Consider the following 26,244-nt stretch of genomic DNA (forward strand, 5'->3'; position numbering starts at 1 on the left):
CCCTATTTTATTGCCACAAAAAACCAGAAATCCGGCTATCAGATTTCTGGTTTTATATCTGCTTATTGATTCAAAATCGCAAGCGTTTCAGCCAAGTCATCGACATTGACCTCAAGCGTATCGCCTGTCGCACGAATTTTAACTTCAACGATGCGATCAGCGGCTTTCTTACCAACTGTCACGCGCACTGGCAGACCAATCAAGTCGCTATCTGCAAACTTAACGCCGACACGTTCTGCGCGATCATCTTCAAGGACTTGCAAGCCTGATTTTGTTAAAGTCTCAACGATTTCAGCTGACAAAGCGACAGCTGTTTCATCTTTAACATTGACTGGAATCACGTGCACATCATAAGGTGCCAAATCTTTAGGGAAGTTCATTGACCATGAGAATTTGTAGTCGCCTTTAAATGTTTTCTCAACATTGATGCGCGCAAACTGCTCTAAAATCGCTGATAACATCCGGCTCACACCGATGCCATAGCTACCCATGATGATAGGCTTCGCTTTACCATTTTCATCCAAGACATTAGCGCCCATGCTTTCAGAATAGCGTGTGCCAAGTTTAAAGATGTGACCGATTTCGATCCCTCGTGCAAATTTCAGGTGACCGCCACCATCTGGTGCTAGTTCGCCTTCTTTGGCTGTCCGCAAATCAACAAATTCAGCCACTTTAAAGTCACGTTCTAGGTTGGCATTTTGATAATGGAAGCCATCTTCATTGGCACCAACGGTAACGTTGACAATGGTTTCAACCACACGGTCAGCGATGATTTTAACGTTTTCTGGTAAACCGACAGGACCTAATGAGCCAAATGTTGCCCCAAATACTTTGATCGTTTCGTCTTCTGTCGCAGGTTCTACAAAATCAGCACCTAAGTGGTTCGTTAATTTAACTTCGTTTAACTCATCATCGCCACGGAGCAAGACAACAACGATTTCGCCATCTGCATTGTAGACAAGTGTTTTGATGGTTTGCTCAGTTGGCACGTCAAGAAAAGCTGAAACTTCTTCGATTGTTTTCACATCTGGTGTTGCGACTTTTGTCAGTTCAAGCTGCTCTGTATAAGCAGTTGGTTTGACAAATTCAGTCGATGCCATTTCCAAGTTGGCCGCGTAATCTGAGCCGTCAGAATAAGCGATGGTATCTTCACCTGCAATCAACCAGTTAGAAAGTTCTTGCTTGATATCTTTGATCACAAAGTCTGGGATTTCTGAAATATCAGCAATTGATTTATCTAAAATCAACCATTGTGATAAGTCCGTGCGGTCGGGTGTAATGGCCATAAACTCTTGCGAATCTTTGCCACCCATGGCGCCACCATCACCGATGATGCCTTTAAAATCAAGACCAGCACGTGTGAAGATTTTTTCATAGGCATGTTTATAGTCTTGATAAGTTTCATCTAGTGAATCGTAGTTAGCATGGAAGCTATAGCCGTCTTTCATGATGAACTCACGACCGCGAAGCAGGCCGTAACGCGGACGTTTTTCATCGCGATATTTCGGCTGGATTTGGTAGATGTTCAATGGGAGTTTCTTATAAGATGTGATTTCATTTCTGACAAGTGCTGTCATGGTTTCCTCATGCGTTGGGCCGAGGATAAAATCTGATGCATCACGGTTTTTAAGCTTATAGAGGTCAGCGCCGTATGTCTCATAACGACCACTTTCTTTCCACAAGTCTGCAGTTAAAAGGGCAGGTGCTAGCAATTCCACCGCACCAATGGCTTCAAACTCTTCACGCATGATGTTCTTGAATTTTTCAAGCACGCGGTTAGCCAATGGCAGATAAGCATAGATACCTGCTGAGACTTGGCGGACGTAACCTGCACGCACGAGAAGGGCATGGCTGATGACTTGCGCGTCAGACGGCATTTCTCGTAAGGTAGGAATAAGCATTTTGGATTGTTTCATGTGTGTGATAGTTGGATAACCCTATCAAGCCCTGCGCTTGGAGATTATCCTTTCCTTTCATGTAATGTTTTCATTATATCAAAAAAAGCGCTGAAAATCAGCACTTTGTTCAATCCAACAGCATTAAATGGAATATGAAAATCTAAATTGCTTTTTTTATTTACCTGATAACTACCATAAAAAGACACCAAATATAAGCAAAGGAGTAACACAGAAACTTAAAAATGATAGAAATCGCATTTCTTGTTGCTTATTTTTAGGTTTCCAACATATTAAAAGTTTCTTATATTTTAAAATTAAGGAAAAAGCTAATATCAATGAACAGATATCATACACGATTCTCAACCATAATATATTTAGAGGAGCGTACTTACCCTTTATAAACATTGATAGTAAACTAAACAGAAAAGTAAAGATGAATAAAATTGTAATTTTGATTCGCATTTTTCTCCATATCTTCACCAATGATTATACTCATATTACAACCAAACTAGATCAATTAAATAGCAAAGACATAAGCTTTACTAACACAAAACCATTCATTATCCATTGCAAGTATCGCAAAGATTTTCCCAATTTCAAATAATAGTCAATATGCTGTTCATACATGGGAAAAAAGCGAACACAATAATTGATTATAAAAATAATTAACTTTGCAATTAATATAGCACCTAAAGAAATGAGTTCAGAAATCATAAGCCTTTTTCTCGAAAGCTTTATCAACTCATTGAATGATTGAATAGAGGTGTCTTGATTTATCAATGGTGGGCTGAAATAAATATATAGGCAAACACAAAATAGACATGTTAAGATAAATATTAAACTTGATAACATACCCTTTTTCATATTTAAACTCCATCTTCTAATTTTTTATAATTTGAATTTGCACTATTCGAATTTTTACAGTATTCTATCACTAGGGTAGCAAGACCAGCCGCAGCACCAACACCCATGCCTCCTCCGGTAATTCCTCCCACAATATCTGCTAAAATTGCTGCTAATGCAAAACCTGGGACAGCTAATGATATAGCTACTGCTGTCAAAATGAATGCTGTACTAACGCCATAGTATATAAAGAGTTCCCTATTAGACTTCAGTCCCTTAACTGCCTCAACAAAACTCAACGCAGCTGGAAGCGCAGGGCTATAAATATTTTTAGTCGATTCATTTTTTCTGATACGGAGTATCTTTCCTTTTAGCTTTCCTGTACTGCTAGCAAAACCATATGTAGCACCAATACCCTCCGCAGTCTCCTCTGCTCCAAATTCACTCACATATTGCTGCATAACATCTTGTGAATTTTTTAAGTTAATATTTGAATAGAAAGTTTTCCCCCTTAAAATCGGATTTGGTTCAATAAAATTTTTCTCAACCACAGAAATTGGATTCCCTATACTTGCAACTTTCTGTTTAGCTGTAGATTCATTTACTGATACTAAACCATCTTGCCGCCAATTATACCAACTACGTGTCCATCTATAATCTATTCCAGCTAATCTAAAAATACTGTTATCTGCTGGTATATAGAAAGTACTTGACCACCACGGATTCCATATCTCATAATACGGTACCTTGCTACTATCCCCATCATTTGAGGTAACATAGCCAACAATCGCTAAAGCATGCCCAGTTTCAATTTTTTCCTCATACGTTTCAGCATTGATGTTGTAGGCATCCATTTCAATAATTCGCCCCGCATCAATTTCTTTTTTTACTTCTGAGAAATTCAATGCCCTTTCCTCAACTGTCACACCAACATTGTATTTCTCTTTAATTACTCTTACAGAATCCCCTATAGAACCACCATTAAGTTTTAGTAATTCCTCGTCTGAAACGCCTGGTTGTTTTAGTTGCATCAATGCTTTGGCTGATGTGATAGGTGTATCTGTTGCTTTTCTAAAAGCATTTATCGCAGCAGCCTCAACATAAGATGCGCACCATGGCTCTGAACCTTGTGTTTCACGAATTTGAAAATTATTACTAGAATTAAAAGTAGCAGTCTTTTCAGGTACAGTAACATTAGGAATAGTTGGTTTAAATTGCGTATTTTCAACTTCAGGTGCAGATTTTTGACGGATGTTATAGATTGTCAAATCTGACTGATAGTCTCCCTGAGATGCTCCCTTAGAAATATCAATTCTCGTAAAATAATCGTAGTTAAACGATTTATTTCTTGCTAAATATTCTTGGTAAGCATTTTGACCGCTCCAATTTATATTGTAAACTGTCGAAATACTTTCATCTTGTATCACTGGTGATATATCTGGATTATAACCAAAATTATTCTCTGTGAAACCTTTACCAATTGAGGCAAGTTGCTGAATTTTATCCTTTTTATCCAAGGCTTTATATGTCGTTAAATATAACTTACCTGAACTCGAAAGAGATTTAGTTAAATCTTTGGTTAATCTTCCTTGTGAAGTATCACAAGAAAAGCCTAAAGACTTATACCAATTGACAATTTGTTCTCCAGTCACTTCTTGACTTGTCTCTATTTTAGCAAATGTTTCTAGATCTGCAACAGTTTTTTGGTTTTCATCATCAAAATAAAGGTTGATCAAAGAGACTGCTGCTAATTTAGTCTCGCTATCTTTTATTGTTGCTGGATGTTTTCGGCGTAATGCTTGAACATCTGAATCAGTGAACTCAGCACCAGTAATATCATTCCCTGACTTTGTCAAATTAACATTAAAAACTCCCGAAGCACGATTACTTAAAATCTTTGAACTACTTTCCCAAGTTGGATCTTTTTTTTATATCTGTTATAGACTTGACCCACTTATATTCAGAAGCAGCAATACTTGAGTTTGGATTTTCATCCTGATCTTCAAACTTAAATGGACTTTGTTCTGTTCCATCTTGAATTGATAATTCTCCATGATAGGCTGTTTTAACAAATGACTGATGAAGTTTCTCAGTACCTGCTTCAACATCCGTATGCGCATAAAGTACACCAGTTGTTTGTTTTTCTAACCAATTGGCTGAATCTTGACTCTCAAAAATTGTAATAATTGGACTCGTATTATCTAAACTCTTCTTAATTTCATCTGTTGTCAATGATCTATTAACAATACTAGCAGAATAACCTTTAGAATTTAACCACGCCACAGCTTGTTCAGCACTAATATTCTCGCTTTTTAACGCTTCAATTGTATCATTTGGATATAACCAACTTAACATATCCGATGCTGATACCCAACCGTCATTTTGAGTATCAGCATTCACTACAGAAACAACTGAAGCAGCAAGAGATTGAGAAATTCTACCATCTCTTCCATCATTTGAATTGATAATTTGCCAAGTAGGTCTAGCTATTTCCTTGATTTGCTTAAGGTCTACTTTAACATCATCAATCGTCGTCGTTGTATTATCACTTGTGAGCGCAAGTGCAGTTTGTGCTGAATATGGGAGTAAAACAACCCCCACACCAATCAACATCACTAACTGTATCAGTAACTTTTTCAATTTCATTTCACTCTCCCTATCTTTCTTCTGAATCAGCAATTACCATTATCATTTCCCCATCTTTATCCATATCATAAATAACAGGGTTTTTAATTTTCTTTTCTATGTCCTTCAAATTAGACTCAGTTGCTAATTCTAACTTACCGTTTAAACGTATATACATACCTTGCTCGATAATGCCTTTTTTTAGTTCAATGATATTTTTTTCTTCAGCAGCAGTAGTAACTTGGTGTGATTTTCTATCTCCCTCTGAACTACTTGATCGTTTTTCAGATTGTGAATTTTCAACACTTTTACTTTTTGAATCAACTACTGAAGTTTTAGTTTTCCTATTTATCTCTTTGTGATTATTGTTATTTATGAAAAGTACAAATAATATACTCAATCCTAAAACTATAACAATTCTACCTAGTAGATATTTTCTCCAATTTAACCTCACTTTGTATCCCTTCTTCCATTTTTCTAATTAATTATTAGGTATTATATATACTACATGTAAACGCTTTAAGTTAATTTACACTATGATTTTATCATCTACTCTAATAATAATAAATAGACAATTCCACTCATTTCATTATCTATTTTCACAACTACCTTTTTAAAAATAATAAATGATTGATATTTTTTGTTTTTTATGATAATATAAAAAACAAAAAGAGGGAAGTAAGAAAAATGAGAGAACTTTTTACTAACACAACCTTATATGAAACTTTAAAAAAATTTGATGATATTCCTTTTATTATCTATCATGATTATGCCAAAGATAATTTTTTTGAGCTTAAAAATGCCCATCCCATATTACTAGATTCGAACTTATCAAAAAATTGGTATCAGCACTATAAAAACTTACAACAGAATTTTTTCTTTACAGAAAACGATATTATTTTATTTAGAGGATATTATAATTTGATTTACTCCACTTTTCCAATACAACATGCTAACTCTAATGTCCTCTCAGGTGCTTTCGTTTTTGGGGGATTTCGTTCAAAAACTAGTCTTGATAAAATACGTAATCTCCATACTTTCCCTATCTTAGATGACCAAATTATCCAAAAAAAATGCTCTGAATTTTACCATTACTTATCTAGACATCTACACACTCAAACACCTTACATTTCTATCAAAAATGAAATTTTTAACCGTCTTGCTACGAATCCAACGCTAGAAGAAATTTCAAACTGTTTACAAATGAGCCAAAGGAAAATCAAAAATGAAATTTTCAATCAAACCAATCATACTTTTTCAAATTTAGTTTCTAAATTAAAATTAGAACATGCATGCCATCTACTCCAAAATACCGAAAAATCCATTCAAGATATTTCAGACAGTATTGGCTTTATGAATACCAGTTCGTTTATCAGATTTTTCAGAAGTAAGACTTCTCAAACACCACTGGATTATCGAAAAAATAATAAAAAATAGGTGTGTAGCTCACAATCGAGTTACACACCTATTTTTTAATTTTTATTAATTACCGAAACAACCGCCAAATATCATTCCAAGTCACCGCAATCATCAAGACAACCATGATGCCCACACCTACAAGAGTAATGATACTTTCATATTCTTGTTTCATCGGTTTACGACGAATCGCTTCAATGATATTCATGACAATCTTACCACCATCCAGGGCAGGAATCGGAATCAGATTGAAAATTCCTAAGTTAATGGATAAAAGTGCCATAAATCTGATAACCGTCGTGATACCCTCACGCGCCACATCACCAGACATCCGATACATGGCAACTGGTCCACCTAATTTATTAATATCTGGATGTAAAATTAAATCTTTCAAAGCATTAATAATCGCAAAAGCAGACGTCCACGCCTCTTTAAGACCACCTGTTAACTTATCTACAAATCCTGTTTTTAAAAACGGCGTAATCCCGATAATATAACTTTTCTCTTGTTTCTTAGGCGTAATCGTCAGTGTTTTGAGGTCCGTCTTAACTTGAATGGCCTTACCATCTGATTCACCGATTTGTTTTGATAAGCTAGACCAATCAGAAACTGGCACATCATTAATCGTCTCAACTTTATCACCCGTCCGTAAACCAGCCTGATAAGCCGGTAAATTGTGATCAGACACCGTGATTTGATTGGTATTCAAATCTTGCACGCCACCTTGCATAAAGGCAACCAGAACAAAAGCCACCACGCCCAAAATAAAGTTATTGAGCGGTCCTGCAAAGTTCGTCATCATTCGACCAGGCAGACTCGCACTCTGATATTGCACATCTAAAGGCGCAATGCGCAGCTCTGTACCATCTTCCTCAACAACCGTCGCATCATGAGCCACCGCATACGTCACGACTTCCCCATTGACCTCCCCGGTAATGATTAAAGCCTTTTCGAAGTCGTAAGCTGTGACAAGCATCGGAAGCGCTTGACCAAACTGCACTTTATCACTGAGATTGATGCGTGTCACCGTCTGATTTTGGACATCTAATGTCAAGCTCACAGGTGCACCAGTTTTAATCTCAGTTTCATCTTCACCCCAGCCAGCCATGCGAACATAACCACCCAGAGGTAACATTCTAATGGTATAAAGGGTGCCATCTTTAGCTTGATGTGCATAGATTTTCGGTCCCATACCAATCGAAAATTCTCGCACCAAAATCCCTGATTTTTTAGCAAAAAACAGGTGACCATACTCATGGACACAAACAATAATACCGAAAATGATGATAAATGTGACTAAACTTTGCACCATATTTTTTTAATTCCTTTTCTGCTATTTCACTTCATGAAATCTTGAAACTTGACATCCGCTGTTGCTTCTGCCAAGCGGGGACATTCGCGAACTTCGTCCGCTCAAAGTCCTTTTTCTTGGGTCAAATCTTCGACCCATTGTGTTACTTTTTGACGTGTTCTTTCATCAGAAGCTAAAATTTGATGTAAAGTTTGCCCATCAAATTCCATGTGTTCGAAGACAGCACGTGTAATCAATTGTTCGATCTCTAAGAAGGTGATTTTGCCATCTTGGAAGGCTTGGTTAGCAATCTCATTGGCCGCATTATAGACTGCTGGATATCCACCGCCTAGTTTGCCCACCCGATAAGCCAAATCTAACATTGGGAAACGGACCAAATCCATTTTCTCAAAATGAAGGGCGCCAATTTCGGTCAAATCAAAGGGTGTTTCATTGTGCATGGTCAAATGTCTCGGATAGGATAAAGCATACTGAATTGGCTCGCGCATATCCGTTGCCCCGAGTTGCGCCAGAACAGCACCATCTTTAAGGGTCACCATTGAATGTACGACAGATTCCCGATGTAACACAACATGAATATCATCATAAGGAATCCCAAACAAATGATGCGCCTCGATGACTTCTAGCCCTTTATTGACCATGGTCGCAGAATCTAAGGTAATCTTCGCTCCCATCGTCCAATTGGGATGAGCCAAGGCATCATCAAGTGTTACATCAAGCAACTCCTCACGGGTTTGATCACGAAATGAGCCACCCGATGCAGTAATCGTCAAACTGCGGACATCACTTTTTTGAACACCTTGAAGCACTTGGAAAATCGCCGCATGCTCACTGTCAACAGGTAAAATTTTACTACCTGTCCGAGCTGCTTCAGCCATAATCGTATAGCCAGCAACGACTAAGGTTTCCTTGTTAGCTAAAGCGATATCACGGCCAAGTTTAACCGCTTCAATCGTAGGCGGAAGACCAACCGAACCCACGATGGCATTGAGCAAAATATCATAAGCCTCTAGTTGCGCTAAGGTGATCAAACCTTCTGCTCCGACATGAATCTCAACACTTGGAAATTCTTGCGCCAGTTCGATTTGTGACGATTCTTGGGATGCCACGACGATTTTGGGCGAAAAAGCCTGAATAATCTCACGCGCCTTTTCGATATTCTTGCCAAAAGCAAACCCGACCAGTTCAAATTGATCCGGATGTGCCGCAATCACATCTAAAGCCTGAACGCCGACACTTCCCGTCGCCCCTAATAAAATAATTTTTTTCTTTGTCATGCGCTTAACTGCCTCCTTCGTTTAATTTTTTTATATGTCCATCCCTTGCTCGCACCATGTCAGCAGCACACAATCAACAGATGTTATGTTTTAACTAAATCAGATTAAAATAAACCAAGTAAATGCATCACAGGAAAAACAAAAATCAGACTATCAAAACGATCTAGAATCCCACCATGACCTGGTAAAATTTTACCTGAGTCCTTCACGCCAAAATGACGTTTCAAACTAGATTCCACCAAGTCACCGAGTTGCCCCACAACGGAGAAGATAGCCACCAAGATGACTAAATGTAGCAGACTAATATCTGGCGCTTGTTTAGGATAAAGAAAGACCATTAACAAAGCTACAATAATAGCTGAAACAATCCCACCTAATGATCCTTCCACGGTTTTATTTGGCGACACACTGGGAATCAATTTTGTTTTACCCAATTTTCGACCGACAAAATAAGCCCCTGAATCCGTTGCCCAGACGATAAAGAGGGCTAAAAACAAGATAAACAAGCTATTTTCACGCGCCGCTAATAAATTCTGAAAACCAATCCCGATATAAAAGGCTGATAAAAATGGAAATCCTAAATCTTCAAAAGAGTATTTGCCCTTGGTAAAGACCATAATCCCCATCATGATCAATAAAAATAAAGTAAATAAGGTAAAATTGCTATCTGTGCCAAGTTGTGGGAAATACTGCGTTGTAGGCAAAGACAAAGAGAGGGCAGCAAGTGTTGCTAAAATTCCTTCAAAAGATAGAATTTCCAATTTGCGCATTCTGAACAATTCACCCATGGCAATAATAACAAGTAGGGCCACTAAAATATGAAAAGGTGTGCCACCTAGAATCGCTAAGCCTAAAAAGACAGCTCCTGCGACCACACCTGTGATAATTCTTTGCGTCATTTTTTGATTCCTCCATATCTGCGATCCCGTTGTGAAAAAACGTCAAATGCTAAATCTAACGCAGCTTCATCAAAATCTGGCCACAATGTCTCTGTAAAATATAACTCACTATAAGCTGTTTGCCATGGTAAAAAATTACTCAAACGATTTTCGCCTGATGTCCGAATGACAAAGTCAGGATTTCGATAAGCTTCTGGTAAAATCGCCGTCGTTAAGCGTTGCTCAAAACTGTCTTGTGTAATCTCATCTACCGACAACACCCCTTGCTTAACTTCCATAGCCAATGCCTTAACCGCATCTAAAATCTCAGCTTGGCCACCATAATTCAACGCGATTGTTAAAATCATCCCTGTATTTTGTGCTGTATCAACCATCGCTCGATCAATTGATTTCAGCGTTGCTTTTGGCACACCTTCTCGTGTGCCAATCATGGCAATTCGAATATTTTCACGATTCAAAGTTGGCACAAATCTTTCATAGAAATCAATCGGTAAACTCATGATGAATTTAACTTCAGCAGCTGGTCTCGTCCAGTTTTCTGTTGAGAAAGCATAGACAGTCATAACTTTTACGCCTCTATTTTGCGCGTGAATCGCAATCGTCTGTAGGGCATCCATCCCAGCCTTATGTCCAAAGATACGTGCTTTGCCTTGACTCTGTGCCCAACGACCATTACCATCCATGATAACTGCCAAATGGTTGGGAATTTTTTGCATGACTGCTTTATCAGCTGTTTCTGTCATCTTATCTATCTACCTCTAATTCATCGATCCTGATTGCTCACTAACATATTGCAAGAAGTTAAAGTCATCTGATTTGACGTGATTTATGACATTTAAAATTTTAAAAATGACTTGCTAATCCTTACCATTTTGTTTATGAGCTTCCCTTAATTTTAACACATTTTCAATAAAAATTCTTAAAAAAATAAGCCAACTGGCCTATTTTTGACAGGTTATTCAAAAGGTGAGTCTTGTTTGTCAGCTGTTTCGCTAGCGTCAACATTCTCTGCTTTGGCTTCAGCAATCACTCCATCAAGCGCTTCTGTAGCTTCTGTAGTTACAACTGGTTTAACTGTTTTAACTGCTGCACGATCAAAAGTTAAAATGACCCCTTCAGCGTCCAGTTCAATTGTCCCTTTTGTTTTATCAACGTTCGCCAAAATACCATGCAATCCGCCAATAGTCACGATTTCAGAACCAGGTTGCATATTATCAAGCTGTTCTTGACGTTGGGCAGCTGCTTTCTTTTGGTTACGTTGCATAAACCACATCATCCCACCGAACAGAATGATCAAAATTACAAAACTCATGTCTTTACCTCATTTATTTTTGATAGTCTCTATTATAGCAGATTATAACCAATAAAAAAAGCACGACACTTAATGATATCAATTTTAGACCTGATAACAGATTTAGGTTTATTTTTGTTTATTTTTGCTTATTTTTGATAGAAATGTTATCATGATTAAATAATCTATATGTTATAAAAATTACAAAGAGGAGTAAACATGACTAGTTCAGAACTAAAGCAGGCCGCAAAATTTGCACTTAAAGATAATTTTATTGCCAAAATGCTCTTATTCATCGTACCTTTATTAATATCTATCCTTACAGGCCGTTTATCCAATTCATCCTCAATGACCATACAACATAGGCTGGATGAATCAAATATTGATTTTTCTGGTACTCCAGAAGCACTTTCAAATATTGATTGGGGATTAGTCCTTGCGATTGTCATACCAATTATTATCGTTTCAATTGTCATCAGTTTCTTTACAACTGTCATCGTGACTGTTTTTCAAACAGCCAGTATGTTCAATTATATAGAAATTTTTCGTGGTGAAAAAGAAGATATTGATTTATCCAAAGACATTCTTCGAACTTTTAACGATAATTCTTTCTGGAAAATTGCTGCTTTAACACTTGTCACACAGCTGATTATGTTTCTACTTGTTCTTATTCCCGTTGTTGGTTGGGCTATCGCGATTTATCTTGGCTTTTCTTGGTCACAAGCAACTTATGTTTTGTATGATAAACTCAAAAATAATCAGTACCAAGGTATTTGGGATGTCCTCAATACCTCCAAAGAGATGATGAAAGGTTATAAAGCCAAATACTTCCTCTTTAACTTAACCTTTATCGGATGGTACATTCTAAGCGTTTTCTTTTTCGGTATCCCTCAAATCTGGACCATGCCTTATACAGAAATGTCTATGGTTGCTTTCTACGAAGCACGAATTCAAGATCGTTTATAATCAAAAAAAGCAGCCGAGGTTGCTTTTTTTTGTCATCTTTTTACCGGTAGTCGCACGAAACGAGATGATCATTAACCAGACCAACAGACTGCATATAAGCATAGCAAATCGTTGGCCCGACAAATGAAAAGCCTCTTTTCTTCATGTCTTGGCTCATCTGTTCAGAAATGTCATTACTAGCTGGGACATCTGATAAGGTTTGATAGTCATGTTGTATTGGATGACCTGAAACATATTGCCAGAGATAATTTGAAAAACTCCCAAATTCTGCTTGAACCTGGATAAAAGCCTTAGCATTTTTAACAATTGCTCGCATTTTAAGTCGGTTGCGAATGAGTCCTGCATCTTGTAACAAGCTATCTAGTTTATCTTGATCATAGTCCTTAATCTTTTGGGGATCAAAACCATCCAGGGCCTTGCGATAATTCTCTCGCTTTACTAAAATCGTAGACCAACTTAGACCAGCTTGCATACCCTCAAGAATCAACATCTCAAAAAGTATGGCATCATCATATTTTGGCTTCCCCCATTCTTGATCATGGTAATCGATCTCTAACACTGTTTTTGCCCAATCACATCTTGTCATCTGATTTCTCCATTTTCTTTTGTCTTTATCCTTAAATTGTACCATAGATTTTGTGTAAAAAAACACAAGCAAAATGGTTGCTTTACCTATCTAAAGATGGGTAAATGGTAGGTGGTAGATTTTATATACAAAACAAGGGGGAATAAAATGACACAAGATTATCGTGTGCTTTTATACTATCAATACGTAACAATTGAAAATGGTGAACAATTCGCTAAAGAACATCTCGCAGCCTGCAAAAATTTAGGCATCAAAGGCAGAATTTTAGTTGCTGATGAAGGGATTAATGGGACTGTTTCTGGTTCTTTTGAACAAACTGAAGCTTATATCAACATGATGCATGCTGATCCTCGTTTTACTGAAACGATTTTTAAAATTGATGCATCTGAAGACCATGCTTTTAAAAAAATGCACGTTCGTTACCGTAAAGAATTGGTCAGCCTTAATTTAGAAGATGACATCGATCCTTTAGCTTTAACAGGTGCCTACTTATCACCAAAAGAATTTAAAGAAGCTATGTTAGACGACAATACCGTCGTCATTGATGCGCGTAATGACTATGAATTTGATTTGGGTCACTTTAGAGGTGCAGTTCGCCCTGATATCCGTAGTTTTAGAGAATTACCACAATGGATGCGCGATCACAAAGAAGAATTTATGGAGAAACGTGTCCTCACTTACTGTACTGGTGGGATTCGCTGTGAAAAATTCTCAGGCTGGTTGGTCAGAGAAGGTTTCAAAGATGTTGGTCAACTTCATGGGGGCATTGCAACTTACGGGAAAGATCCAGAAGTGAGAGGCGATTTATGGGATGGTCAAATGTATGTCTTTGACAGCAGAATTGCCGTGCCAATCAACCAAAATGAACATGTCATTGTTGGTAAAGACTGGTTTGACGGCACACCTTGTGAGCGCTACATCAACTGTGGCAATCCAGAATGTAATCGTCAAATCTTAGCCTCTGAAGCCAATGAAGCAACTTATCTCGGTGGTTGCAGTCACGAATGTCGTGTCCATCCACGTAATCGCTACGTCGTCAGCCACAATCTATCAGAAGTAGAAGTTGCTGAACGCCTCCATGCTATTCAAGAAGTTGTTGCTTAAGCCAAAGAAAAAACAGTCTCGGCTGTTTTTTTTGTTATCATCAATTACGCACCTTAAAGACACGCACAACATTTTGTGCCGTCAGGGCCATATTTTTTAAAGTTCTTTGCGTCACCAAAGCATCTGCTAAAGCAATGGGGCCTGTCTGAATACTAAAAGCAGCAGTCAAGTCTGACTCAAGCCCTACCAGATCATCGGAACGACTGCCAACTAAAGCCACACAGGGTTTCTTATGTTTTATCGCTAGTTTAGCGACGCCTGAAACGACTTTACCTTGACAACTTTGATGATCCAGATGACCTTCACCTGTTAAAACAAGATCTGAATTTGCAATGGCCTGCTCCAAATGGACGAGATCAGCAATGAAGTCAAAACCTGAGGTCAATCGACCACCTAGTAGAGCAACGGCACCACCAAGCCCGCCTGCTGCGCCTGCCCCTGGTATTTTTTGTAAGTCAATGCCACGATCTTTCAATAACGCTTTTGCAAAATGCTCATCTCTCTGATTTAACTGCTTTATCTGGTCTGCTGTTGCTCCTTTTTGGGCTGCAAAAATAGTGGCTGCACCATTTTCCCCGTAATAAGGATTAGTCACATCACTCGCCCCAATTAAGGTCACGTCTGATAAATCAGTTGTCCCTAGACTTTTCAAAAATCCTTGACCGCCATCAGAAGTCCCTGTGCCTCCTAGACTCACGATAATCGTTTTAGCACCAGCTTGGATAGCAGATTGGACAACTGCGCCTAAGCCGTAGGTTGTCGCGCGTGAAATAGTTTCAGGGCTGACGTCGACTAAATCAATCCCAATGACTTTAGCCGACTCAATCACTGCTGTATCCCCAAGTAATAAATAGGGCACCTCAAGTTTACGGCCCAATAAATCAGTCGTTAAACTTGTCTTCGTGATGGCATTTTCTTGGTAAGCAAGGACGTCTAAAACACCCTCACCACCATCAGCAATGGGGATACTCTGCACTTGTAGGTCAGGATATGCTGCTAAAATCCCTGATAGAGCTGCATCATTCAGCTGCTCAGAAGTGGCACTACCTTTAAATGAATCAATGGCTGCTAGAATTTTCATAGTTTTAGTATAGCAAAAATCATGCACAAGACAAGTCAGACATGGTAAAATAGCAATATGGAAACTATTCAATTGCTACCAATATCAGATATCGTCAAAAATCCCTATCAACCTCGGATCGTCTTTGACGACAAAAAGTTACAAGAACTTAGCGATTCAATTAAAGAAAATGGTGTCTTACAACCAATCATCGTCAGAAAATCACCAATTATTGGGTACGAAATTTTAGCTGGGGAACGCCGTTTTAGAGCTTCTCAATTAGCTGGCCTCACTGAAATTCCGGCTATTATCCGCCAATTAACAGATGACGAGATGATGACACTAGCGATTTTGGAAAATTTACAACGGGATGATTTGACCCTTCTAGATGAAGCGCGGAGTCTTCAAAATCTCGTGACGAAACAAGGTTTGACCCATACTCAAATCGCTGAAAAACTTGGCAAATCTAGACCTTATGTGACCAATGCCATTCGAATTTTAAATCTCCCTGACCCAATTTTAGAGATGATTGAGGTGCAAAAGATCTCCCAAGGTCACGCGCGACTTTTACTCGGTCTAAAAACACCACAAGAGCAATTGGATTGGGCACAACGGATTGATCAAGAACAACTTTCTGTTCGCGCACTCGAAAAACGCTTGACCAAACAAACGAACGAGCCTAATATACAATCTTCTAAAGATGTCTTTATCAAATCAGCTGAAACAGATATTGCGAAAGCTTTGGGTCAAGCAGTAACGATTAAGCCAAAGAAAATAGAAATTGCCTACAATACACTAGAAGATCTTAACAGACTTCTCCTCATTTTGACCCAAAAATAATCCACAGCCTTGTCTATGGATTTTTCTTTTTGAACAAAGTTATACACATAAAAAAGTAAATCACAGCTTGTGCATAAGTTTTGCACAACTGTGATTAACTTTCTAAAAATCAAGCTATTTCTTACTTTTCAGGAAAAAATACCTGTGATTAAGATCAAAATTACCATTTTTATCCACATTATCCACAATCCTGTGTATAATTTTTAACTCACGTGTGGAATTTTCTTTTAAATTTTGATTAATTGTGGAAAACTTTCTACCAACATGATATAATTTTTTTAGCTACAAATTTTATTCACATTGATTTTGTACCGATTAAGTCAGATATGAACCATCTGATAATAGATAGAAAGGAGCTAAATGTCTCTAACGAAAGATGAGCAAACATTCTGGGCACGTGTCAAAGCACTTGCCCAAAATAATTTAGGACAAGCCTCCTACGATTTTTTCATTGAACCAGCTAAACTACTTGAAATCACAGATCATAACGCCAAGATTTATCTTGATAACAACATGCACCGAGATTTTTGGAAAAAGCAAGAAGATCTCATCAAAACAGCCGGTTTTGAAATATTTGGCGCCGAAATTAGCTTTTCCCTCTATTCAGCAGACGACATCAACCTTGCTGATTATGAAAATGCGGATAAGGTTGCAGAAACATCTGAACTTCAGGAAACGAACAAATTTGTTACCTCAGAAATAAAAAATGGCCTGAATCATAAATATACTTTTCAAAATTTTGTCCAAGGTGAAGGTAACCGCATGACTCTAGGCGCTGCCATTGCTGTAGCAAACGATCCTGGGGGGATGTATAACCCGCTCTTTATCTATGGTGGTCCTGGACTAGGTAAAACCCATTTGATGAATGCGATCGGTAATGAAATTCTAAACGATAAGCCAGATGCTCGCATCAAGTATGTCTCATCAGAGAATTTCGTCAATGATTATGTTCAAAGTTCTCGTAAAAATCAAATGCAAGAATTTACAGATCAATATCGTACGCTAGATTTACTCTTGCTAGATGATATTCAGTTCTTTGCTAAAAAAGAAGGAACGATCAACGAATTTTTCCAAACCTTCAATACCTTACATGATAAAGGTGCCCAAATTGTCATTTCCAGTGACCGACCACCAAATGAGCTTAATGAGTTTGAAGAACGACTCAAATCTCGTTTCAGCTGGGGCTTAACGACTGATATCACAGCACCAAACTATGAAGATCGGATGGCCATTCTCCTTAACAAAGTCGATGAGATGAATCTCCAAGTTCCCTCAGAAACTCTATCTTATATTGCAGGTCGCATTGATTCCAATGTCAGGGATTTAGAAGGCGCCCTGAAAAATCTCAAGTTTTATGCCAATACTTATCATATTGATACGATTGACATTGATACTGCCGCCAAAGCTCTAAGTAATTTGGAATCCACTAAAATCACGCAAGACAAAGATATTTCTTCTCAAAGAATTCAGGAAGAAGTGGCCAATTTCTATAAGATTTCAGTCGCTGACATGATTAGTAAAAAACGACCAAAAGAAATCGCCTATCCGCGACAAATCGCTATGTATTTGATTCGTGAGATTACTGGCAAAAGCCTACCTGCCATTGGTAAAGAGTTTGGTGGGCGTGATCACACAACCGTTATTTATGCTCATAAGCAAATTTCTGATAAGATGAAGACAGACACTAGCCTTCAAAAAGAGATGGATACGATTAAGTCTCAGCTAAAGTAGTTACTTATTGATTTGTGGAAAATATCCACACTTATCCACACCTTATTATTTTTTATCCACAACCCTTTAAAGTTGGTGTCACAGCTTTTCTTGAACTTATCCACATGATTCACAGCCCCTATTACTATTACTAACTATATTTATTAACTAATAAAAGAAAGAGTTCGCTCGATGATTAATTTTTCTATCAACAAAACTGCTTTTCTCAATAATTTGAGAATTACCAAACAAGCTATTTCAACTAAAGTTGCAATTCCAACATTATCTAAAATTAAAATTGATGTTTCAACTGAAGGCATTACCTTAACTGGCTCAAATGGTCAAATTTCAATCGAAAATTTTCTATCTAAAGATGATGAAAATGCAGGTATGTTAATAACTGAACCTGGTAGCATTTTATTAGAAGCTAGCTTTTTTGAAAGCGTTGTGAATAACTTACCAGAAGTGACTTTTGATTTTAAAGAAATCGAACAAAATCAAGTAGTTTTAACATCAGGTCAATCAGAAATTACCCTTAAAGGTTTGGATGTTGAAATGTATCCACGCATCCAAGAAATGCCAACTGAAAACCCGCTTAAAATTAGAGCTGGCGTGTTAAAAGAAATTTTTACAGAAACAGCTTTTGCAGTTTCAACACAAGAGTCACGTCCTATTTTGACAGGTCTTCATTTGACTTTAACGGATAATAAAATCCTCAAATCTGTTGCGACTGACTCGCATCGGATGAGTCAACGTGTGATTACACTTGATAAATTAAGTGAAGATTTTGACTTGGTGCTACCTAATAAATCAGTGAATAGCTTTAAATCTGTCTTTTCTGATGATGATACTGAATTGGATATTTTCTTTTCAAGCAATCAGATCTTGATTCGTAATGAGACGATTTCATTTTATACACGACTAGTTGAAGGTAACTATCCAGATACTAACCGTCTGATCCCTTCAGACGCCGATTATACGCTTGATTTGACCTTTGACGTTGCTAACCTTCGCCACACCATGGACCGGGCTAAATTGCTCTCTAATGCGACGACAAACGGTACTGTTAAATTAAGCATTACTGGTGATCAAATCATTGCAACCGTTAATTCACCAGAAGTCGGATCAGTACATGAAGAGATTACGCCTTTAGCTAAATCTGGTGATGATTTAACAATTTCTTTCAATCCCCAATATTTGATTGATGCTTTAAAAGTTATTAAAGAACCAGAAGTTCGTATTCGTTTTATCTCACCTGTTCGACCATTTACTTTGGTTCCTAAGAGTGATACACTTGATTTCGTTCAATTGGTGACTCCTGTTCGGACCAACTAATCAATAGTTTTAACTCATGAGAGCTATCCCAAACATGATATAATAGACCGAGAGGTCTATTTTTTTATGAAAGTTATCCACACTGATATTTATGGTCACTTAACTGATTTTTTAGTTGATGAAGCGCGTGATCACATCGCTGCTGGCAAAAAAATATTTTATATCGTGCCATCATCTCTTTCTTTTGAAAAAGAAAAAGAGATTTTGACACGTTTTAATGCTGTCCAGGATGGTGCTTTATTTGATTTAACCGTGACCAGATTAAAACAATTACCCTGGTATTTCGATAAAAATCAAGACAATGGCCGAAAAACGTTATCGACCATTGGTCTGGCCATGCTTATGCGCCAAACCTTGAAGCAACTTTCTGATGATCAAATCCCAATCTATCGCTTTATGCGGGATAAACAAGGCTTCATCACGCAGTTAGTGTCACTTTATCATGAGTTAACTGCGGCTAATCTGATGTCTGAGGATTTACTGTTAGCAGCGGATAGTCAAAAAAATCAAGAATTGATACACATATTTGATGCTTTTGAGTATCAATTAGGCCAGTTTTCAAATGATAATAAACTCCAAGTATTTATTGACAGCATTGTCAATGATGAATTGACAGAAGCCTTACAAGACTATATCCTAATCATTGAGGGTTACTCACGCTTTTCTGCAGAAGAAATGACCTTGATTGATGCACTATCTAGTCGCGTATCAGACATTGTATTAGGTATCTATGCTTCTAAAAAAGCAATTTCTGCTACTTTTATAGATGGTAATGTTTATCAGCAATCAGTCGAATTAATGCAGATGTTGGCTCAAAAATATGAGTTGACAGTTGTTTACAAAAAAAACAACGATGTTGACAATACCTTTACAGATTTATCAAGACTGATGGAAAAGTCATCCGATTTCACATTGACAGAATCAGATAAGTTAGCAAAACATGATGGTTTAGAGATTTGGCAGGTTGTTAATCATAAAGAAGAGATAGAACATGTTGCTAAACAAATTCGTCAACTACTCTTTGAAGGAGTTCAATATCAGGATATTTTAGTTTTATTAGGAGATGTCGCATCAGATCGTATCTTACTACCTGAAATATTCAAGACTTATGATATTCCATTTTTCTATGCGCAAGAAAAGTCAATGAAAGATCACCCTTTAATCGTCTTAGTTGAAGCTTTATTAAAAATAAAGACTAATCATTACCAACTCAATGATGTGTTGAATTTACTGAAAACAGAGCTTTACACAGATAGTCAATTAAATTTACAAGATGTTTACAAATTTGAATACTATAGTTTACAGCGTAATATTAAAGGAAGGACTAAATTTGCCCAAGAATTTGAAGATTTTAGGGCAGAAAAAGTAAGATCAAGTCTAATTGGTCCTGCATCTCCTTTACAAATTCTATTGGGAAGTCAACCACAAAAAGGTCAAAATTGGGTTAAAAAATTTCAAACTTTTTTGGAAACCGGACAGGTAAAAGAAAAGATTGAGCAGCTTTATTTCGATGCTGAAGCAGCTGGAAACTTCGAGAAAGCTTCTGAACATTTAGAAGTATGGAAATTATTGATGGCTGTTTTAGAGGAATTTACAGCTGTTTTTGGTCTGGAAAAATTATCGATTCAGGAATTTTTAGAGATTATTGAAGCAGGGATTAAAAATGCTGCTTATCGACTTGTACCAGCTAATGTTGATGTTGTTCAAGTTAAATCATATGAGCTAGTTGAGCCACATACCGCTGACTATGTTTTTGCGATTGGCTTGACCCAATCCAATTTCCCTAAAAGTAAGCAGAATGCAAGTCTTATTTCTAATGAAGAACGTGCTAAGATCAATCAAAAATTACGTGATACTGAATTAGATCATCTAAAATTTATTGATGAACCAAATTTCATCAACTACAAAAAAAATAGCTTTACAGCTTTACAATTATTTAATGCGGCTAATAAGAAACTAGTTCTGTCAACCCCTGAAATATATAGTAATGAACAAAGCGATTTATCACAGTTTCTACAATTTATCGTTGACAGAGGTGTCACACCTATTTACAAGGAGGGTGTCAATCTAGTTGATACGATTGAACAAATTGGCAATTATGATGGCTTATTGGCTAATTTAGGTCAAATTGAGCGTTTACTTATGTCAAGGACTAACCCGAAAGAGCTGTCTCTAAATACGTCATTTTGGCTGAGTTTATTTAGAATCATGGCTAAAAATCCTGACTATCAACATATTTTATCAGCAGTAACGAGCGATCATTTACAAGCAAGACAACTTGATACTTCGGTAATAGCTGCCTTGTACCCATCAGATTTAAATGCCTCTGTGTCAAGTTTTGAAAACTTTTATAATTGTGAATATCAATACTTTATAAATAATACCCTTCATGTCAAAGCATTTGAAAAGATTGATTTAGATTCTCGAATTTCTGGTTCATATTTCCATGAAGTCTTTGAACACGTCATGCGTTCAGATCAAGTAGAGGCGACATCTTTTGATGATACATTGACAAGTTCTTTACAAGAGGTTAACAGTAAATACCTCGACTTCTTTACACGTGATGCGACAAGTCGTTATACCTGGACTAGACTGCAAGAGATTATCAAACAAACTTCAATAATGCTCAAGCAAACGTTAGAAAATACAGGCATTAAACCACTGGCATTTGAACAGGCCTTCGGATTTGATCAATCAGGTCTTCAAACCTATCAGGTTGCGTTACAGGACCAGAAAAAATTAAATTTGCGTGGTATCATCGACCGTGTTGATCGTATATTTGATACCTTAGGCGCTGTTGATTATAAGTCTGGGGATAAGAAGTTTGAGTTGCAATCGGCCTATGATGGGACAAGTTTACAATTTTTAACCTACTTAGATATTCTTCGTCAAAATGCTAAGCAGTATGGTACCTCTCAAACGATTTGGGGTGCGCTTTATTTGCACCTACAAAATCCAACGATTGCGCTGAAGTCAGTTAATCAAGTTACCGATATTTCTGAAGAACTCAAAAAGAAAATGCGCTATACCGGTTTCTTTAATGCAGATTTAGCCAGTCATTTAAAAGATAATTTTGACCATCTTTTTAATCTAGGTCAATTTACTAAAGACGGCTTACCTTTTAAAAATAATGCAAACTTCTATAATGAAACAGAAATGTCTGCTTTGATGACCCATAATGAAACACTTTACCAAGAAGCGGGTCAGAAGATATTGTCTGGGAAGATTGAGATCAATCCGATTGTTGTGAAACATCACGCCAAAGGCTGTCAATTTTGTCAATTTAAGTCAATTTGTGGTTTTGAGTCAGACAGTCATTTATCATCAGGTCGGAAAGTTAACCTGAAATCAAAAGAAGAAATAAGGGCATCTTTGCTGACAGGAGGAAAAGAAAATGCAGCAACTCAGTGATCAAGAAATCGACTTGTTACAGCAAGCTGAAATTGGCAAAGAAATACCGAAAACACCTGAGCAAATAGAGGCCATTTATCGCACTGGTACTAATATTTTAGTATCCGCATCTGCTGGTTCTGGAAAAACATTTGTGATGACTGAACGGATTATTAACCTCATATTGAATGGTGTATCACTCAAAAATTTGTTCATTTCAACCTTTACCAATAAAGCGGCGGCTGAATTAAAACTGCGATTGGATAAAAAAATTAGAGAAACACGTGCTCATGAAAGATCCTTTGAAGAAATTCATCTTTTGACAACTGCTTTACAGGACTTGTCAACTGCTGATATCGGGACAATGGATAGTTTTACACTCAAATTTCTGAAAGAAAATTTTTATCTCAAAAATCTAGATCCAACTTTTAGATTATTAGTAGATAGCACAGAGCAAGAAGTCATCAAACGAGATATTTTTGATCAGCTGGTAGAAGAGCATTTAGCTGATCAAGGGATTATCAGTCAAGAAAGATTTATTCAAGTGATGAATAATTTTTCAAGCGACCGTAAAATTGATGCCTTCTATTCGGTATTGAATAAAATTAATACTTTTGCAGATAGTTTAGAAAATCCGATTGATTGGTTAGAAAATGATTTTTTGAATGGTTTTTCAACCTATCAAAGCTTTACTGACTTACCGGATACATTTACAAATGGTTTACAGGAAAGTTTACAAGAAATATATCGAGCACTTCTTGAAAATTTGTCTTCTGGTGTGATTACAGGCCCAGCTAAAATAAATAATACTGAAGAATTTTTAGCTAATTTTGAGTATTTATATGATTGCTTAGGTCAAAAACAATTTCAAAAGTTTGCTGAATTTTATCGTCAGATGAAATTTCAGTTTGTACCGAATGCCAATAATAAAGATAACCGTGATGAAGTACTTGAAGCCCAAAAGCTGAGTTTAAAAACACTAATCACGACGAATAAGGCACGTCTTGATCAATTTATAGAGGCCATTAAGCATCAAGACATAATTGAAAAGTATCATCAACCAGCTAGTGCATTGACACATGATTTACAGGTGATTGCCTTAGCATTTTATCAGCGTTATCATGACTATAAGCTCAAAAATGCCTGTCTAGAATATGCTGATGTGACCCATTTAACGATTGAGATTTTGCAGGAAAATGAGGTTCTGCGTAAAGTTTACCAGACGCAATATTTTGAAGTGATGGTTGATGAGTACCAGGATACCAACCATCTGCAAGAGGCGATGTTGCGGCTCTTATCAAATGGTAAAAACTCTTTTATGGTCGGAGATGTCAAGCAATCTATCTATGGTTTTCGATTAGCGGATCCTTCTCTTTTTATGAGTAAATATGAGGCTTACCAGCAACCTGACGCCGATGGCAAACTAATTAGACTGAAGGAAAATTTCCGTTCATATCCAGAAGTCATTAATTTTACCAATCAGATTTTTGAGCATTTGATGGATAAAAAGATTGGTGAGATGGTCTATGGTCCAGAAGAAAAGTTAGTTGTCGGTAATCCAAAGTTAGCGCAAGAGACTTCCCCTGATTTGACAGCTGAGCTTTTGATTTATAAGGATGAAAAAAGTGTTAGCTCTGAAACAGACGATGCTGTGTCTACTGATGAGCTAGTTGTGACGGCACAAGCCATTCGTCAACTGCTGAGTAAAGGTACGCAGCCAAAAGATATTGTCATTTTAGTCAGAAGTAAAACAAATAATGCAGAAATCGAACGCGTTTTGCAATCCTTTGATATCCCAGTAGTGTTGGACGAAGGTAAAATCAACTACTTGCAGGCAATGGAAGTTTTGGTTATGTTGGACGTGTTAAGAGCGATTGACAATCCCTTGTTTGATGTATCATTTGTCGCCCTTCTCAAATCACCATTATTTGATTTTAGTGAAAATGATTTAGCGATTATCAGTTTACAAGCTTCAAATGATGTCAATTTCTATGACAAGTATCAAAAAGCCCGATGTCAAAATGGTTTGAAAGCAGACTTGATTGATACTACTTTATCTGTCAAAATTCAGCATTTTGAAAATACATTTAGCAAGTGGTGTCAACTTGCTCATCAAGAAAGTTTACACAGTTTGATCTGGGAAATCTATCGGGATACCCATTATTATGACTATGTTGGTGGCATGAAAAATGGCCAACTCCGTCAAGCTAATCTGGCAGCTTTAGCAGATCGTGCTGCTACTTATGAGTCATCCGGTTATAAAGGTTTATTTCAATTTATCAAAATGATCGACAATTTTATGGATAGTAAAAATGATTTAGCTGCTGTCAACATTGCTTTACCAAGCGATGCTGTTCGTGTCATGACTATTCATAAATCAAAAGGCCTTGAATTTCCCTACGTCTTCATTTTGAATGTCAATAAAAAATTCAATACAAAAGATTTATCGAGCGATTTAATTCTATCCAGAAAAAATGGTGCAGGGATTAGTTTCCTAGCTGATTTCAAAAAAGAAATCGATACGGAATTTCCTTATGCCATAGTCAAGATGACCACCTTACCGCAGATGGCAAACGCTCTAGAAAAAGAGTATCAAGCATTAGCTGAGGAGATGCGGATGCTTTATGTTGCCTTTACACGTGCTGTCAAGAAGATTTACATGGTGGGGAAGGTTGATGCCTCAAAACTAGATGAAGACAATCAATTCATCGCTTATCAAACGGCTGCTTTTAATGTAAATGGTATCTTAGATGACACTCTTAGACAATCCAGTCAAGGCTATCTTAACTGGGTGTTAGGTGTTTATCAGGCGACGACTGTTAAAAAATCATCTGGACTCAAGGTTCGCGTGGTTGAGGATGATGATTTAAAAGATATGGTGCCTGTCGATCAAAAAAATCAACTATCTTTTGAAACCTTAATAGCCGAATCCAAGCAGTATGATGATGCCATGGCAACAATTGAAGAGGTTAAATTAGCCAAGCAAATTCTGGATTCTGCTGATAAATTAAACGATAAATATGCGGCAGGCATCAATTTACCAACGATTCAAACACCGAGTCAGATCAAGAAACGTTATGAACACTTGATTTCAGAGCAGGATGTCGTTGTCAGCAATCATCAAAAGTATTCTCAATTTGAATTTTTAAAAACAGATAAAAAAGTATCACCGACTGAATTGGGATCTGCTGTACATGAATTAATGCAGTCACTTGATTTTTCAAATGTTACACGTGAAACATTAAGCCAGACTATTGAAAGTCTTACTGTTCGAGATGAGGTCAAACAAAAAATCAAAGTTGATCAAATTTTAAGTTTATTTGATACAGATTTTGGTCAAATGATGGTGACCCATCACAAGTCGATGACACGTGAAGCCCCTTTTTCGATGCTAAAAACGGATCAGGCATCAGGTGAGCAATATGTGATTCGAGGAATTATTGATGGTTTCATCAAGTTAGCTGATAAAATCATCCTGTTTGATTATAAGACAGACCACTTTACAAATTTAGAAGCCATTCCTGAGATTAAAGCACGTTATCAGATGCAAATGTCGCTCTATGCAGAAAGTCTAACAACTGCCTTTAAGCAGGAGAAAATTGAGCAGTACTTGATTTTACTAGGTGGACCAGACAAGGTTTATATTGAACAACTATAAAATGCACAAGATCATTTCAATTTAACATTGAGGT

Annotated in this window: 19 protein-coding genes; 8 read left to right on the top strand and 11 right to left on the bottom strand. The window is 37.1% G+C overall.

Going from position 1 to position 26,244, the window contains the following annotated elements:
• Positions 1–62: 62 nt before the first annotated feature.
• The 4 genes from LRA01S_RS05075 to LRA01S_RS05095 all read right to left on the bottom strand — a co-directional run bounded on the left by LRA01S_RS05075 (position 63) and on the right by LRA01S_RS05095 (position 5,820).
• Positions 63–1,916 carry a proline--tRNA ligase gene (locus tag LRA01S_RS05075; protein ID WP_082785394.1) on the bottom strand — a complete coding sequence of 618 codons (1,854 nt, stop codon included), beginning with the start codon at positions 1,914–1,916 and terminating at the stop codon, positions 63–65.
• An 848-nt stretch (positions 1,917–2,764) separates the two neighbouring features.
• Positions 2,765–4,597: a C47 family peptidase gene (locus LRA01S_RS05085; RefSeq protein ID WP_061774537.1), complete on the bottom strand. Its 1,833-nt coding sequence runs from the start codon at positions 4,595–4,597 to the stop codon at positions 2,765–2,767.
• Between the two features lie 46 nt (positions 4,598–4,643).
• Entirely contained in the window at positions 4,644–5,387 is a 744-nt protein-coding gene (locus tag LRA01S_RS05090; RefSeq protein WP_061774538.1) for a hypothetical protein, read from the bottom strand.
• A gap of 10 nt (positions 5,388–5,397) precedes the next feature.
• The gene (locus LRA01S_RS05095) at positions 5,398–5,820 is read right to left on the bottom strand and encodes a hypothetical protein (RefSeq protein ID WP_061774539.1); all 423 of its coding nucleotides are present in this window, start codon (positions 5,818–5,820) and stop codon (positions 5,398–5,400) included.
• 233 nt (positions 5,821–6,053) lie between these two features.
• On the opposite strand from LRA01S_RS05095, the gene LRA01S_RS05100 reads away from it, so the two are divergent.
• On the top strand, positions 6,054–6,803 hold the full coding sequence (locus LRA01S_RS05100) for a helix-turn-helix transcriptional regulator (RefSeq protein ID WP_061774540.1): 750 nt from the start codon (positions 6,054–6,056) through the stop codon (positions 6,801–6,803).
• 49 nt (positions 6,804–6,852) lie between these two features.
• On the opposite strand, the gene rseP is transcribed toward LRA01S_RS05100, so the two are convergent.
• The 5 genes from rseP to yajC form a co-directional block, all read right to left on the bottom strand.
• Entirely contained in the window at positions 6,853–8,091 is a 1,239-nt protein-coding gene (rseP, locus tag LRA01S_RS05105; RefSeq protein ID WP_163604845.1) for an RIP metalloprotease RseP, read from the bottom strand.
• A gap of 104 nt (positions 8,092–8,195) precedes the next feature.
• Entirely contained in the window at positions 8,196–9,371 is a 1,176-nt protein-coding gene (locus LRA01S_RS05110) for a 1-deoxy-D-xylulose-5-phosphate reductoisomerase (RefSeq protein ID WP_061774542.1), read from the bottom strand.
• A gap of 104 nt (positions 9,372–9,475) precedes the next feature.
• Positions 9,476–10,270, bottom strand: a complete 795-nt coding sequence (locus tag LRA01S_RS05115; protein ID WP_061774543.1) for a phosphatidate cytidylyltransferase — start codon at positions 10,268–10,270, stop codon at positions 9,476–9,478.
• A complete protein-coding gene (gene uppS, locus LRA01S_RS05120; protein WP_061774544.1) occupies positions 10,267–11,013 on the bottom strand; it encodes an undecaprenyl pyrophosphate synthase in 747 nt (248 codons plus the stop codon). Before uppS ends, LRA01S_RS05115 begins: the two co-directional genes overlap by 4 nt.
• A 212-nt stretch (positions 11,014–11,225) precedes the next feature.
• Positions 11,226–11,582, bottom strand: coding sequence for a preprotein translocase subunit YajC (gene yajC / locus LRA01S_RS05125; RefSeq protein WP_061774545.1), 357 nt, complete (start codon positions 11,580–11,582; stop codon positions 11,226–11,228).
• A gap of 198 nt (positions 11,583–11,780) precedes the next feature.
• Here yajC and LRA01S_RS05130 point away from each other — a divergent pair, with 198 nt between their 5' ends.
• A complete protein-coding gene (locus LRA01S_RS05130; protein ID WP_061774546.1) occupies positions 11,781–12,527 on the top strand; it encodes a DUF975 family protein in 747 nt (248 codons plus the stop codon).
• Positions 12,528–12,567: 40 nt separating this feature from the next.
• Here the strand turns inward: LRA01S_RS05130 and LRA01S_RS05135 are convergent, their stop codons facing one another.
• Entirely contained in the window at positions 12,568–13,113 is a 546-nt protein-coding gene (locus LRA01S_RS05135) for a DNA-3-methyladenine glycosylase I (protein ID WP_061774547.1), read from the bottom strand.
• A 147-nt stretch (positions 13,114–13,260) separates the two neighbouring features.
• On the opposite strand from LRA01S_RS05135, the gene trhO reads away from it, so the two are divergent.
• On the top strand, positions 13,261–14,217 hold the full coding sequence (gene trhO, locus LRA01S_RS05140; RefSeq protein ID WP_061774548.1) for an oxygen-dependent tRNA uridine(34) hydroxylase TrhO: 957 nt from the start codon (positions 13,261–13,263) through the stop codon (positions 14,215–14,217).
• 40 nt (positions 14,218–14,257) lie between these two features.
• On the opposite strand, the gene LRA01S_RS05145 is transcribed toward trhO, so the two are convergent.
• On the bottom strand, positions 14,258–15,298 hold the full coding sequence (locus tag LRA01S_RS05145; protein ID WP_061774549.1) for a glycerate kinase family protein: 1,041 nt from the start codon (positions 15,296–15,298) through the stop codon (positions 14,258–14,260).
• A 57-nt stretch (positions 15,299–15,355) separates the two neighbouring features.
• Here LRA01S_RS05145 and LRA01S_RS05150 point away from each other — a divergent pair, with 57 nt between their 5' ends.
• The 5 genes from LRA01S_RS05150 to addA all read left to right on the top strand — a co-directional run bounded on the left by LRA01S_RS05150 (position 15,356) and on the right by addA (position 26,210).
• On the top strand, positions 15,356–16,117 hold the full coding sequence (locus tag LRA01S_RS05150) for a ParB/RepB/Spo0J family partition protein (RefSeq protein ID WP_061774550.1): 762 nt from the start codon (positions 15,356–15,358) through the stop codon (positions 16,115–16,117).
• A gap of 360 nt (positions 16,118–16,477) precedes the next feature.
• Positions 16,478–17,848, top strand: coding sequence for a chromosomal replication initiator protein DnaA (dnaA, locus tag LRA01S_RS05155; RefSeq protein ID WP_061774551.1), 1,371 nt, complete (start codon positions 16,478–16,480; stop codon positions 17,846–17,848).
• Between the two features lie 171 nt (positions 17,849–18,019).
• Positions 18,020–19,162, top strand: a complete 1,143-nt coding sequence (gene dnaN, locus LRA01S_RS05160; RefSeq protein WP_061774552.1) for a DNA polymerase III subunit beta — start codon at positions 18,020–18,022, stop codon at positions 19,160–19,162.
• A gap of 66 nt (positions 19,163–19,228) precedes the next feature.
• Positions 19,229–22,573: an ATP-dependent nuclease subunit B gene (gene rexB, locus LRA01S_RS05165; protein WP_061774553.1), complete on the top strand. Its 3,345-nt coding sequence runs from the start codon at positions 19,229–19,231 to the stop codon at positions 22,571–22,573.
• Positions 22,557–26,210 (top strand): helicase-exonuclease AddAB subunit AddA, encoded by a 3,654-nt coding sequence (addA, locus tag LRA01S_RS05170; protein WP_061774554.1) that lies wholly within the window; start codon positions 22,557–22,559, stop codon positions 26,208–26,210. The genes rexB and addA overlap by 17 nt, the downstream gene beginning before the upstream one ends.
• Positions 26,211–26,244 lie beyond the last annotated feature (34 nt).

It is taken from the genome of Pseudolactococcus raffinolactis NBRC 100932, assembly GCF_001591765.1.
Lineage (GTDB): Bacteria > Bacillota > Bacilli > Lactobacillales > Streptococcaceae > Pseudolactococcus > Pseudolactococcus raffinolactis.

Coding starts and splice junctions, on each gene's coding strand:
- trhO (WP_061774548.1), top strand. CDS start 13,261: ATGACACAAGATTATCGTGTGCTTTTATACTATCAATACGTAACAATT.
- LRA01S_RS05150 (WP_061774550.1), top strand. CDS start 15,356: ATGGAAACTATTCAATTGCTACCAATATCAGATATCGTCAAAAATCCC.
- yajC (WP_061774545.1), bottom strand. CDS start 11,582: ATGAGTTTTGTAATTTTGATCATTCTGTTCGGTGGGATGATGTGGTTT.
- rexB (WP_061774553.1), top strand. CDS start 19,229: ATGAAAGTTATCCACACTGATATTTATGGTCACTTAACTGATTTTTTA.
- LRA01S_RS05145 (WP_061774549.1), bottom strand. CDS start 15,298: ATGAAAATTCTAGCAGCCATTGATTCATTTAAAGGTAGTGCCACTTCT.
- LRA01S_RS05110 (WP_061774542.1), bottom strand. CDS start 9,371: ATGACAAAGAAAAAAATTATTTTATTAGGGGCGACGGGAAGTGTCGGC.
- LRA01S_RS05130 (WP_061774546.1), top strand. CDS start 11,781: ATGACTAGTTCAGAACTAAAGCAGGCCGCAAAATTTGCACTTAAAGAT.
- LRA01S_RS05075 (WP_082785394.1), bottom strand. CDS start 1,916: ATGAAACAATCCAAAATGCTTATTCCTACCTTACGAGAAATGCCGTCT.
- uppS (WP_061774544.1), bottom strand. CDS start 11,013: ATGACAGAAACAGCTGATAAAGCAGTCATGCAAAAAATTCCCAACCAT.
- addA (WP_061774554.1), top strand. CDS start 22,557: ATGCAGCAACTCAGTGATCAAGAAATCGACTTGTTACAGCAAGCTGAA.
- dnaN (WP_061774552.1), top strand. CDS start 18,020: ATGATTAATTTTTCTATCAACAAAACTGCTTTTCTCAATAATTTGAGA.
- LRA01S_RS05090 (WP_061774538.1), bottom strand. CDS start 5,387: ATGAAATTGAAAAAGTTACTGATACAGTTAGTGATGTTGATTGGTGTG.
- LRA01S_RS05115 (WP_061774543.1), bottom strand. CDS start 10,270: ATGACGCAAAGAATTATCACAGGTGTGGTCGCAGGAGCTGTCTTTTTA.
- LRA01S_RS05100 (WP_061774540.1), top strand. CDS start 6,054: ATGAGAGAACTTTTTACTAACACAACCTTATATGAAACTTTAAAAAAA.
- LRA01S_RS05135 (WP_061774547.1), bottom strand. CDS start 13,113: ATGACAAGATGTGATTGGGCAAAAACAGTGTTAGAGATCGATTACCAT.
- dnaA (WP_061774551.1), top strand. CDS start 16,478: ATGTCTCTAACGAAAGATGAGCAAACATTCTGGGCACGTGTCAAAGCA.